Consider the following 12,226-nt stretch of genomic DNA (forward strand, 5'->3'; position numbering starts at 1 on the left):
CGGTAGAAATCATAAGCAGATAATTGGTTAAATATTTGAATGTCAATAACTTAAATATACCAATTTTCTGCTTTTCCTGCAATATAAAACACCCATTTCTTAAGTCGAACTCACGTTAATTTAGATTTAAAGTAGCCGAATTCTGAAAAGGGCTCCAAGATAATAATAAATATCAACTGGTATAAAATAACAGTAAGTGAGCCACACCGCAACCCGTATTTTACCAACAAAGAGAAAACAGGTATGCTATAGAAAACTCCGTTCACCACGGAAATATCGGTAGATAGGCGGCAATACAGTACTGGCCATAGCAATCCTTAAAATGCTATGCACTTCCTGCCACTAAAATACATTTCGTAGCTAAGCCACCCCACTCTTCAATTCGCACACCACATGATGCCCTATATTCACAACAAAAATTTAACTGCCAAATAGCTACTTGTTATATTAGCTGAACAATTAAAAGAAATACTTTTCCAATTGGAATTCAAAATATATACCGCTTAACCAAAATTGACAAATCCTACTTTGCAAAAATGGCCCTCAAAGAGGGCCATTTTATTTTTTTATACCGATCAATATCGTCTTTTAGAACGAATAGTTTAGACCGAACAGCCAATAGGTCTGTAAATCGTTGTCGATTGACGCAAAAGTAGGGATTGGATCTCCTACATCCAGATTGCCCAAAGCATAGTTTAAAGCTTCCTGCTTGTTGTTTCTTAGGCCAAATTCGAACCCTAGACCAATACCTTTCCATAAAGTATATCCAAAAGAGTTGGTCCAAGTCCAGTTGGAATAATCTGCACTCTTATAACTTTGAAACAGGGATAAATTGGTCTTAAAATTAACATCCCCTAATTTCTTTGTATAGTCGGCCACAATTTTAGCCCCTAAGGAGGATTCAAAAACGGTATCTCCGGAACTGAACACAAAATTGTAGTTTAGGGGGTGAATAACAACCACCAAATCGGTAATAGGGGTCCAGGTTGCACCAACTCCAATATCCAAATAGCCTGGGTCATTAAAATTATCAATAATCGTAGTCCTATATTCGCCCAGAGTAGATATAGCGAACTTATCGCTCAATTTCCGCCCGTACAACGAGGTGATATTAAAAACATCCGTAGCGGAACGAAAACTATCATCATCGGTATCAATATCCTTATCATCTATTTTTACCCACCCAAGATTGATATTCAATGAATTTCTCCAGAAATATTTAGGTTGATTAAGATTGGCGAAGGCATTGGTAGTAATACCTATATTCCCTGCACTGGAATTTGGAGTGCCTTTGGAATACCAATTGTTAAATCCGGAAAGACTGGCGCCAATGGTTCCAAAAGCGCCTTTTTTCCATCCGGGTATGGCATTTATTTTTCCTTGTATGGCGTCTACCCTTCCTTGTATTGCCGCAATGGAATCTTTTTTACTTGCCTTTTCCGCCTTTAACTCCTCTAAAGACTGGGCAACAGTAATATTCATAGCCAACAAAGCGACTATTGCTAGTACAATTTTCTTCATAACAATTAGTGTTTTATTTATAGTTAGGGCAAAAATAAGGAATATTGGATAAAGAGTAAGAATGTTATCAGTCGTTATTTTGCCTTAAACAAAGGCACCGAAGAACAGGCTTCCCCGTACATTACGCTTTTGGCTACCGTCTGAATTTTGGTAGTGGCCCATAAATAGGCATTGGGTGGTACAGGTTTGTTGGAACAGCCTTTGATGATTACCGGTTTGTCCACAAATTCGGACACGTCCAGATCTTCCAAAATGGATTGATAAAGGGAAGATTCCAACATTTCCAAATCCCCAATAATAATTTGTTTGGAATAAGGTTGTAGTTTGGTAGCTATAAGCATATACGCCCAACCTGGAATAATGGCATCGGAAGAGCAGTTTAATGCCACATATGCACCTTTGTACTTAGTCCAATCATGTTTCTCCAAATGAGCCCGAAATTCCTTTTCCCGAAGGATTAAGCCCTCATACAACCAATCCTTAATGTCCATGAGTATCCTTTCCCCATTGGGGTATAAATACTCTAAGTTAAAGGTCACCAATTTACTTTGGGAGACTCGATTTATTATTTCAGACATAAATCTTCGGTTTTAGAATATCACTTTTGATCGACAGATCCAATCCTACCAATTAATTGGGTATTTTTTAATTGCTAGATGGGATTACAGGACAGCTATAGCATTCCCAATTCCAATTTGGCTTCTTCACTCATTAATTCTTGGGTCCATGGGGGGTCAAAAGTAATTTCTACCTCAACATCCTTTAGCTCGTCTATAGATTTTACCTTTTCCTCCACTTCCATTGGGAGCGACTCGGCAACAGGACAGTTCGGCGAAGTCAAGGTCATTAAAATTTTAACTTCATTGTCCTCGTTGACGAAAACATCATAAATTAGGCCCAATTCATAAATGTCCACAGGTATTTCGGGGTCGTAAATGGTTTTTAGTACCCTTACTATTTTTTCGCCCAATTCCTGGGTGTCCATGGTTTCTATTTCTTCACTCATTGTTTTAATTATTTATGGTCCAAAAGAGGTCAGTGCATCAATTCTTATGGCAGGACCAATTAATTTAATTGTGTTTGGTATGCCACGGCATACAATTTCAATTGTTTTATCATACTTACCAAGCCATTGGCCCTAGTAGGCGATAAATGTTCCTTCAATCCGATCTCGTCAATAAAATCGGTCTCGGCCTCTATTATGTCCTTAGGCTTTTGGTTACTAAAGGCCCTTATTAAAATAGCAATGATACCTTTTGTAATAATGGCATCACTATCCGCAGTAAAAACCAATTTATCACCTTCCAGTTCAGCATGTACCCAAACCTTGCTCTGGCAGCCTTTAATAATATTATCGTCGGTCTTATACTGTTCTTTGATCATTGGCAAGGATTTTCCAAGCTCTATCATATACTCATAGCGCTGCATCCAGTCCTCAAACATTGAGAACTCATCAACTATCTCTTCCTGAATTTCTTTTATACCCATATCAAAATTTTGTGCCCATTGTATAATGGTAACAATTCCAAACAAAAATACAACAAGTAATTTTGCCTATCAACTATTTAAAAGATTGAAAATTAACCAAATGAAGTTATAATAGCATTGTTTTTGCCCTCCGCACACTGGACACCAGTATATCTACTTCTTCCTTGGTATTGTAGAAACTAAAACTTGCCCGTACGGTACCTGGAATTTTGTAAAAATCCATGATAGGCTGGGCACAATGATGTCCTGTTCTTACAGCAACACCTAGTTTATCCAATATACTCCCAATATCATAAGGGTGGAGTCCTTCAATATTAAAAGAAATCACGGCTGTTTTTTCCTTGGTATCCCCGTATATTTTTAATCCATCAATGGCCAGAAGTTCTTGGGTTGCATATTCCAAAAGTTCCTGTTCGTATTGGGCAATGGCATCAAATCCAATGGCATTCATATAATCCAAGGCAGCCCCAAAGGCTATACCACCACAAATATTGGGAGTACCTGCCTCAAACTTATGGGGAAGTTCGGCATAGGTGGTTTTTTCAAAGGTTACCCCTGCAATCATTTCGCCCCCTCCTTGGTAAGGTGGCAATTTATTTAGCCATTCCTCTTTGCCATAGAGCATTCCTACTCCAGTAGGACCACACATTTTATGGGCAGAAACCACGTAAAAATCAACATCCAGTTTCTGAACATCAGCCTTTATATGCGGAGCTGCTTGAGCCCCATCTATTAAAACGGCAGCACCTACCTTGTGGGCTGCGGCAATAATTTCCTCAATAGGATTAATGGTACCCAAGGCATTTGAAACATGGTTACAGAATACCAGTTTGGTACGTTGGGAGAGTAATTTATGGTATTCCCCCATAACCAATTGGCCCTCCAAATTCATTGGAATCACTTTTAAAACAGCTCCGGTGCGTTCACAAAGCATTTGCCAAGGCACAATATTGGAATGGTGTTCCAATGCTGAAACTATAATTTCATCACCTTTTTCCAATAAAGAGGTAAAACCATTGGCTACTAAGTTTATACCATGGGTAGTTCCAGACGTAAAAATAATTTCCTGTGGCTTAGCGGCATTAAAATGCCTTTGTATTTTCTGCCTCGCCTGTTCATAGACGTCCGTTGCTTCTTGGGAAAGTGAGTGTACCCCTCTATGGATATTGGCATTGTAATTACTGTAGTAATCCACAATGGTATCTATAACCTTTTTAGGGGTCTGGGACGTAGCGGCATTGTCCAGATATACCAAAGGATAGCCGTTTACTTTCCTATTTAGGATAGGAAAGTCCTTACGTATGCTCAATATATCGAAAACAGTTTGTATCATGTTAAAAATTCAATGCTGGAAATTACGTTGAATAAAAACTTTCTATAGGTCAAACCCTAAACGAACTCCCAATTTGTTGGCAATTAATTTGTTGATCCTAACCTTTAATTCAGGAATTCGCACACTTTCCAAAACGTTATTGGCAAAGGCGTACATAAGCAATGCCCGTGCTTCTTTTTTTGGAATTCCCCGAGACTGTAGATAAAATAATGCCTCCTCATCCAATTGCCCTATGGTACAACCATGTGAACATTTCACATCGTCTGCAAAAATCTCCAACTGGGGTTTCGTATTAATGGTAGCCTTGTCACTAACCAAAATATTGTTATTCTGCTGAAAGGCGTTCGTCTTTTGGGCAATTTTGTCCACTATAATCTTACCGTTGAAAACACCTGTGGCATTTTCCCCATATATTCCTTTATAATCCTGATGACTTTCACAGTTGGGCTGAATATGGTGCACCAGGGTATGGTGATCCACATGTTGCTTTTCCTCAATTATGGTAACCCCTTTCATGGTAGAATCTATACGCTCCCCATTTTGATAGAAGTTAAGGTTGTTCCGCGTTAATTTTCCTCCAAAGGAGAAGGTATGGACCTTTACTACACTACCATCTTTCTGGTCAATATAAGTATTGTCTATCAATGAGGCGGTTGTTAAATCGTTCTGGACCTTATAGTAATCTACATGAGCGTTCTTGGCCGCAAAAATTTCTGTTACCGAATTGGTAAACACTTCATTGGCCGTTAAACTCTGATGCCGTTCTATTATCTGCATTTCCGCATTTTCCTCTGCAATGATCAAATTTCTTGGCTGCAACAATAACGCTGCTTCATTCCCTGTTGAAAAATGAACAATTTCAATCGGTTTTTTGGGAATCTTGTTTTTGGGAATATAGATATAGGCTCCCTCCCTGCTAAAAGCGGTGTTCAAGGTAGTCAACGAATCGTCCTTGGAGGCTATTTTATTAAAATAAACATCTATTATTTGCTGGTACATAGGCTTGTTCAAAGCCGAACTCATTAAACACACATCTACTCCATCATGGGTTGTCTCCGACAAAAAAGAACTATATACCCCATCTACAAATACAATTTTAAAGGTGTCTATTTCATGTAGAAAGTATTTTTTCACATCCCTGTATTCCAACATGCTTTCCTTTTTAGGAAAGATGCTGAAATCTATTTTCTGTAGTGTATTTAAGGAAGTATATTTCCAAGCCTCCTCCTTTTTGGTAGGAAACCCCTTTGTCTCAAAATTCTTGATGGCCTCTGAGCGTATATCGTGTACCGGATGATCTACATCCACACCATTTTCAAAAGCCAAGAATGAGGAAACTAATTTTTCTTTTAAATCCATTTTTACAAGTTGTAATGTCTAAATGTTAAACGTTATAAAGTGCCTTGTCTACTTATCCAATTCTTTATAAATCCACTTAACATTATAGATATGTTTTCAATTTTTTCCTTTAATAAAATAAACTGCTTCTCCTCCAAATGCCCCAAATCCAATGCTAAATACAACTGTGATCCAACCTCTCCCGCAGAGGCTTTTGAAATGTAAAGAAAGTGGATAAATTCCCTATTTGTATTTCTTTCAAACCCTTCTGCAATATTAGAACTTATTGATACTGAAGCTCTCCTAATCTGTCTCTTTAAATCAAAATATTTTTCAAATTCACCCTTAATCGTCAAATCATAAATTACCTTGTTGAAATCTATACTCTCTTTCCAAGCATTTATTTCCCCAAACAAATTTATTTTGGCCATTTCCAATCCATAATTAGATTAGAACGCCATTTTGACTTTCAAACTTTCAACATTGAACCTTATAACTATATCACAGTTTCCTGTTTCAACCAGTCATATCCTTTTTCTTCCAATTCCAAAGCAAGGTCCTTAGTACCAGATTTAACGATCTTTCCGTTGTGCAAAACGTGCACAAAATCAGGGACAATGTATTCCAACAAACGTTGGTAGTGGGTAATAACTATTACAGCGTTATCCTTACTCTTTAATTTATTTACCCCATTGGCAACAATACGCAGGGCATCGATATCCAAACCGGAATCCGTTTCATCCAAAATGGCCAATTTAGGTTCCAACATCGCCATTTGAAAAATCTCGTTACGCTTTTTCTCCCCACCTGAAAAGCCTTCATTAAGGGAGCGCGACAAAAATTTTCTATCGATCTCCAACAATTCCGATTTCTCACGGATCAATTTCAACATATCCTTGGCAGGCATATCTTCCAAACCTTTTGCCTTTCTAGACTCATTGATCGCTGTTTTCATGAAGTTGGTAACGGAAACACCTGGGATTTCAACAGGATACTGAAAGGAAAGAAATATTCCTTTATGTGCCCTATCTTCCGGTGATGTGTCCTCTAAATTTTCACCTTCCAAAAATACCTCACCTTTGGTAATTTCAAATTCTTCCTTCCCGGCAATTACGGCAGCCAAGGTACTTTTCCCAGAACCGTTAGGCCCCATAATAGCATGTACTTCCCCTGCATTTACCGTTAAGTTTATTCCTTTTAGTATCTCCTTATCCTCTACTCTAGCGTGTAAATTGTTAATTTTCAGCATTGTTCTTAATTCTAATTATTTTAAATAATTGGGCGCCTTCGGCATTTTATTAAATCTTCTCTAATTGTTTAAAGAAAGGGGCATTTATATAATTTCTTAAAGCCCCTGCCCCAACGAAACAGGACTCTAGGAATTTTTTCCTCTATCCTACAGATCCTTCTAAACTTATTTCCAATAATTTTTGGGCTTCCACTGCAAATTCCATTGGTAATTTATTCAGTACTTCCTTACTGAAACCGTTTACGATCAAGGCAATTGCCTTTTCCGTATTGATACCCCTCTGGTTACAATAGAATATCTGATCCTCCCCGATCTTACTGGTTGTGGCCTCATGTTCTATCTGTGCCGACTTGTTCTTGACTTCTATATAGGGAAAAGTGTGTGCCCCACATTCGTTCCCCATAAGCAAGGAATCGCATTGGGAAAAGTTTCTGGCATTTTCCGCCCTACTGTTTACCTGTACCAAACCACGGTAACTGTTTTGGCTCTTCCCTGCCGATATACCCTTGGAAATAATAGTACTCCTGGTATTTTTCCCCAAGTGGATCATTTTGGTACCGGTATCCGCCTGTTGATAATTATTGGTTACGGCAATGGAATAGAATTCCCCAATGGAATTATCCCCTTTAAGAATACAGGATGGATATTTCCAAGTGACTGCCGAACCCGTTTCGACCTGTGTCCAAGAAATTTTTGCATTCTTTTCGCACAACCCCCTTTTGGTTACAAAGTTGAAAACACCCCCTTGACCTTCTTTATTTCCTGGGAACCAGTTCTGCACTGTTGAATACTTTATTTCGGCATCATCCAAAGCAATCAATTCTACCACTGCGGCATGCAATTGGTTTTCATCACGCGACGGTGCGGTACATCCTTCCAAATAACTCACATAACTGCCCTCATCGGCTATAACGAGAGTTCTTTCGAACTGTCCGGTTCCGGCCTGATTGATTCTAAAATAAGTGGATAGCTCCATAGGGCATCGGACGCCTTTTGGAATATAACAGAAAGACCCATCAGAGAAAACCGCCGAATTTAGGGCTGCATAAAAATTGTCCTTTTGCGGAACTACCGAACCTATATATTTTTTTACCAGCTCAGGGTGCTCTTTTATGGCCTCTGAAATGGAACAAAATATGATTCCTTTTTCGGCAAGTGTCTTTTTAAAAGTGGTAGCGACCGATACCGAGTCCATAACGATATCCACGGCCACCCCTGCCAATTTCTTTTGTTCGTCCAAAGAAATACCCAACTTTTTGAAGGTGTCCAGTAATTCTGGATCTACCTCGTCCAAACTTTCGTATTTGGGTTTTTTGTTAGGTGCGGAATAATAGGAAATGGCCTGAAAATCAGGTTTTTTATATTTAACATTTGCCCACTCGGGCTCCACCATATCCTTCCAAATTTTAAAGGACTGCAATCGCCATAAGGTCATCCATTCGGGTTCTTCCTTCTTTTTGGAAATAGCGATAACGATTTCCTCGTTTAAACCGTTTGGAAACGTATCCGATTCTATATCTGTGTAGAAACCATATTCATACTCCTTGGTTTCCAGTTCCTTCTTTAATTCTTCCTCTGTATATGCCATTCTTCCTAATTTAACAATTGTTCCATGGAACAATTGGTTAATTACTTATCATCTCTAATGCACCCAATGGCACATTTATTCTTGTACATCTTTGCTTTTTTAAAGAGAGAAACTCTCTCCACATCCGCAAGTTCTTTGGGCATTGGGGTTGTTAAATACAAAACCTTTGCCATTAAGCCCCCCGGAATATTCCAGTACCGTTCCAACCAGATAAAGAAAACTTTTTTTATCCACTACAATACGCACTGCATTATCCTCAAAAATTTTATCGGTTTCCGTGGTCTTTTTATCAAAATTAAGCTCATAGGACAATCCGCTGCAACCTCCACTTTTAACACCTACCCGCACATAATCCTTGTTGGCATCAAAGCCTCCTTCGGCCATTAGGGCCATCACCCTCTGCTTAGCTGTTTCAGATACTTTAATCATACTTAATTGGATTTAATCTAAATAGTTTACAAATATACTACATAAGTAGGGTTTTACCATATTTCCTAACATTAATATAACGAATAGACAAATCAAAATTTCTTATGGCCGTTAGGAGCATTAAAATGGATTTTTTTTCGAATGGATCTTTCGTGAAAACCTAGCCAAGACTTTTTATTTAAACAACGTTCGGAAACCCCATAGCATAGCCTATACCCAATGGTCTCCCTTTAAAAAAATTATCAGATACAAGCAATAATAAACACGCTAAATATCCAGGCCGTTTGTACTATTGACCAACAGTCTAGTTCTTGAACACAATTTAACTCTAGGATTTAAGGGTTTTTATTTCAAGGGCTGCCCCCAGGTTTTTTGGTCATGGTATACCAAGTTTCCGTTGACCATAGTGATTGGTCATTTTCACTTCTTAAAGGCTTTGCAATATGTATGTAAACCACCCTGTTTTCTTGGATACCAGGTATCTCCAAAAATACTTTTTTCCTATCTGCTGAAAGGTTCACCGATTTGATCTTAAGCGACTCCTCTCCCAATTTTGGTCCTCCGTAGTCCTCGGTGGCTTCATAATAAAATTGTTGCACCTCAAAACCATCGGCAGTCATTATTTCACCAGCAGCTATCGGCTCGGTAAATTCAATTTCCATTCCATGACTTTTCGCACGGACCGCCAACATTTCAAAGGTGGATTTTTCATTGTATTCAAATCGATGAAGGGCATACCATAATCGGCCCTCATGCCTCCAGTTCCCACCAGAGCCCACGCCACCGGCATATAGGTTACCATCGGGTCCCCAGACCGTCCGATTGATTCCTGCGTCCAATCCCTGAATAAAACGAAAAACAGCGCCCTGTTTTACACCGTCAACCTCATCAATAAACACCCTTTTAATGCCACCGTGGGTAACATCCCCATGAATCATTTGATCCTTATACGGTCCAATATTCAAAATTGCAGGTTGGCTAGGGGAATTGCTAATTTCGCCATGTGGTAGCCAAACCAGCGGAGGATCCTCATCATAATCCTTTACCCGCTCCCAATCCGCATGTTTAAATCCGTAAAACTTTCCCTTTTCAACCCGTACAATCTTACTAGTGGGTATCCAATTTCCCTGATTATCCGCAACATATAAAGCACCATCCGGTCCCTCTGCAATGCCATTGGGAGTTCTAAAGCCTTCAGCTATAATCTCAACCTCACTGCCATCCTTGCTAATTCTCACCACCTTACCCCTGTCCTTTACCTCTTTAAATTCTGAACCCAGGTCCGTTGCCAAGGTGGCATAAAAACTTCCTTCCTTGTAAACAAGACCAAAGGCAAACTCGTGATAATGTGAAGTAACGTTCCAAGAATCACAAACCTTTTTGTACTCGTCAATGATACCATCCCCATCGGTATCGATCAGTTTGGTGAGTTCCTGTTTTTGCAACACATACAGTTCCCCATCCACCATTTTAATCCCTAAAGGCTCGGCCAATCCCTTAGCTATTTGTTTTACTTCTATAGATTCCGGGTCTTCGGTATTATAGTTTTTCAAAATATATACGGAGCCAGTGGCATCCCAAGTACAGATGACCATTTTATCCCTGTCTATAAAGTCGATACCCCCGATCCTAGGATGAAATTCCGAGGGTTTGGCCTGAAACATGTCAAATGATGGGTGTACCGCATTCAAGGGCATTTGGTCTCCAGGAACTGTACTTGCCTTTCTTGAAACATACGGCAATAATTTTCGAAACGCACTGGTATCGTGATAAAATACGGAATCCGGGACCACCGTAAATTGTTCCCCATCATCCGACCATTGAAGTGAAAGGCCATACCCTCCACCACCTTGTTGGAATTGTAACAAGAATTCGTTCCATCCTTTTTCCAAAACTGCCAAGGCGTTTACGGCTTCAGCACCGTGATCTCCCCTATTATCTATTATTTCGGAACCGTTGAGTTTCAATACAGAACCGTCATCACTAATTAGCCTAAAGGTTTTGTTTACCCTTTCATCAGATTTTATAAATCCTTTAAACTCCATATAGAAATGTTCATTGATCTCCCCCAACACCCCTGAAGTTGGTAAATGAATTGCAGGTGCAATTCCGTTTAATATTGGGAGGGTACTTTTGGTAAGATCTTCATACAGATCACCACTATCATTGACCAAATAAAAACTTACGGCCACCCCTGCCTGTTTTTCAGTGTTATCGCCACCCCTTCGGTCAACATTGTCCAAGGCAAAAGTGATGTCCGCTGTATTCAACGCAATATCCACTACCCTTTCCTCGGGTTGGGGCTCGGCATCCAAAGACAAAATATAATAGGCCATATTCTGTGCTTCGGACCTTGAAATATCAGGATGGGGGGTCATGGCGATAGTACCCCAGTTCCCAGTTCCGCCCAGTCTAATTTTGTCCGCCAAGGCATCAACAGTGGCCCAATCAAAAGGGTATCTCTTCGCTATGGAATCATATGCAGGGCCAACCAAGTTTTCGTTTGGTAGATGACAGGCACTACAATCATTACCTTCAACCATTTTTCTGCCAATGACCTTCATTCCGGTATCCTCTGAAATAGGTTCTTTCCAGTCTGCCGGAACAGGATTAAAATACGTCTCAACCACAGTATTTTTTGCAAGCTCCAAGCCATTGTTATTACCCCGCCGTTTCCCCCCTTTCAGGATTTCCTTGTATATCAATTTATGGTCCGTACCATAATTCAATACCGCTACCAAATCATTGGACGAGCCTTCAAGAATAGTAAAATTCCTAACCAATCCTAAACGGCCTTCCTCAAGAACGTACTCCGGAATTTCACGAACCTTGACCGAATTTCCAGTTTTTGAAATCAATTCAAGGTTGATTCCTACTTGACCATTTATCATTGAATACCCCAAGTAATTGATTTTAGGAATTTCAAGACCCTCATGACTTTTTATCCTCCATTGTGTTTCTTGGGAATCATCCTGTATATAAGCAAAACCAAAACTCGAGGGCTGAATACCATGTGCTGTGGTATAAACGGCCCCCTCATAATTAACCCCGCCCTTCCATACTTTGTATAAATTTCCGGATTGTAAATTGTAACAAGTATACAAATCCTTATTCAAGGCCACGGTCAACATTCGAGGCTGTTTGTCCATGACAGATCTAAAGACCCAGGTATCTATTGGTCTATCATATTTTACTTTAGGATCACATGAGAAATTAAAACCTATTAAAAACAGGATAATGGGCAAACGGGAGAACTCAAAATATTTCATTTCTTAACTAG

Annotated in this window: 11 protein-coding genes; all 11 read right to left on the bottom strand. The window is 39.4% G+C overall.

Annotated elements, in window-relative coordinates; all coding sequences use genetic code 11:
- Positions 1 to 588: 588 nt before the first annotated feature.
- The gene (locus QSE00_RS00005) at positions 589 to 1,521 is read right to left on the bottom strand and encodes a DUF3078 domain-containing protein (RefSeq protein ID WP_110356164.1); all 933 of its coding nucleotides are present in this window, start codon (positions 1,519 to 1,521) and stop codon (positions 589 to 591) included.
- 74 nt (positions 1,522 to 1,595) lie between these two features.
- On the bottom strand, positions 1,596 to 2,099 hold the full coding sequence (locus QSE00_RS00010) for a DUF2480 family protein (protein ID WP_286104410.1): 504 nt from the start codon (positions 2,097 to 2,099) through the stop codon (positions 1,596 to 1,598).
- Between the two features lie 95 nt (positions 2,100 to 2,194).
- Positions 2,195 to 2,527, bottom strand: a complete 333-nt coding sequence (locus tag QSE00_RS00015) for an SUF system Fe-S cluster assembly protein (protein WP_110356166.1) — start codon at positions 2,525 to 2,527, stop codon at positions 2,195 to 2,197.
- Positions 2,528 to 2,586: 59 nt separating this feature from the next.
- On the bottom strand, positions 2,587 to 3,009 hold the full coding sequence (locus tag QSE00_RS00020) for a SufE family protein (protein ID WP_286104411.1): 423 nt from the start codon (positions 3,007 to 3,009) through the stop codon (positions 2,587 to 2,589).
- Between the two features lie 106 nt (positions 3,010 to 3,115).
- Complete coding sequence (locus tag QSE00_RS00025; protein ID WP_286104412.1) at positions 3,116 to 4,342, bottom strand: aminotransferase class V-fold PLP-dependent enzyme; 1,227 nt, start codon at positions 4,340 to 4,342, stop codon at positions 3,116 to 3,118.
- Positions 4,343 to 4,384: 42 nt separating this feature from the next.
- Positions 4,385 to 5,701, bottom strand: a complete 1,317-nt coding sequence (sufD, locus tag QSE00_RS00030; protein ID WP_286104413.1) for a Fe-S cluster assembly protein SufD — start codon at positions 5,699 to 5,701, stop codon at positions 4,385 to 4,387.
- 32 nt (positions 5,702 to 5,733) lie between these two features.
- Positions 5,734 to 6,111: a four helix bundle protein gene (locus QSE00_RS00035; protein ID WP_286104414.1), complete on the bottom strand. Its 378-nt coding sequence runs from the start codon at positions 6,109 to 6,111 to the stop codon at positions 5,734 to 5,736.
- Between the two features lie 65 nt (positions 6,112 to 6,176).
- Positions 6,177 to 6,929 (bottom strand): Fe-S cluster assembly ATPase SufC, encoded by a 753-nt coding sequence (gene sufC, locus QSE00_RS00040; RefSeq protein WP_110356169.1) that lies wholly within the window; start codon positions 6,927 to 6,929, stop codon positions 6,177 to 6,179.
- A 142-nt stretch (positions 6,930 to 7,071) separates the two neighbouring features.
- The gene (sufB, locus tag QSE00_RS00045) at positions 7,072 to 8,517 is read right to left on the bottom strand and encodes a Fe-S cluster assembly protein SufB (RefSeq protein WP_110356170.1); all 1,446 of its coding nucleotides are present in this window, start codon (positions 8,515 to 8,517) and stop codon (positions 7,072 to 7,074) included.
- A 99-nt stretch (positions 8,518 to 8,616) separates the two neighbouring features.
- Entirely contained in the window at positions 8,617 to 8,946 is a 330-nt protein-coding gene (locus QSE00_RS00050) for a HesB/IscA family protein (protein ID WP_110356171.1), read from the bottom strand.
- 350 nt (positions 8,947 to 9,296) lie between these two features.
- Positions 9,297 to 12,215, bottom strand: coding sequence for a PA14 domain-containing protein (locus QSE00_RS00055; RefSeq protein ID WP_286104415.1), 2,919 nt, complete (start codon positions 12,213 to 12,215; stop codon positions 9,297 to 9,299).
- Positions 12,216 to 12,226 lie beyond the last annotated feature (11 nt).

The organism is Arenibacter flavimaris (assembly GCF_030291335.1).
Taxonomy (GTDB): Bacteria; Bacteroidota; Bacteroidia; order Flavobacteriales; family Flavobacteriaceae; genus Arenibacter.

Excerpts from the sequence above, each read along its gene's own strand:
- QSE00_RS00035 (WP_286104414.1), bottom strand. The coding sequence starts at position 6,111 with ATGGCCAAAATAAATTTGTTTGGGGAAATAAATGCTTGGAAAGAGAGT.
- QSE00_RS00015 (WP_110356166.1), bottom strand. The coding sequence starts at position 2,527 with ATGAGTGAAGAAATAGAAACCATGGACACCCAGGAATTGGGCGAAAAA.
- QSE00_RS00005 (WP_110356164.1), bottom strand. The coding sequence starts at position 1,521 with ATGAAGAAAATTGTACTAGCAATAGTCGCTTTGTTGGCTATGAATATT.
- QSE00_RS00025 (WP_286104412.1), bottom strand. The coding sequence starts at position 4,342 with ATGATACAAACTGTTTTCGATATATTGAGCATACGTAAGGACTTTCCT.
- sufB (WP_110356170.1), bottom strand. The coding sequence starts at position 8,517 with ATGGCATATACAGAGGAAGAATTAAAGAAGGAACTGGAAACCAAGGAG.
- QSE00_RS00050 (WP_110356171.1), bottom strand. The coding sequence starts at position 8,946 with ATGATTAAAGTATCTGAAACAGCTAAGCAGAGGGTGATGGCCCTAATG.
- QSE00_RS00020 (WP_286104411.1), bottom strand. The coding sequence starts at position 3,009 with ATGGGTATAAAAGAAATTCAGGAAGAGATAGTTGATGAGTTCTCAATG.
- QSE00_RS00010 (WP_286104410.1), bottom strand. The coding sequence starts at position 2,099 with ATGTCTGAAATAATAAATCGAGTCTCCCAAAGTAAATTGGTGACCTTT.
- QSE00_RS00055 (WP_286104415.1), bottom strand. The coding sequence starts at position 12,215 with ATGAAATATTTTGAGTTCTCCCGTTTGCCCATTATCCTGTTTTTAATA.
- sufC (WP_110356169.1), bottom strand. The coding sequence starts at position 6,929 with ATGCTGAAAATTAACAATTTACACGCTAGAGTAGAGGATAAGGAGATA.
- sufD (WP_286104413.1), bottom strand. The coding sequence starts at position 5,701 with ATGGATTTAAAAGAAAAATTAGTTTCCTCATTCTTGGCTTTTGAAAAT.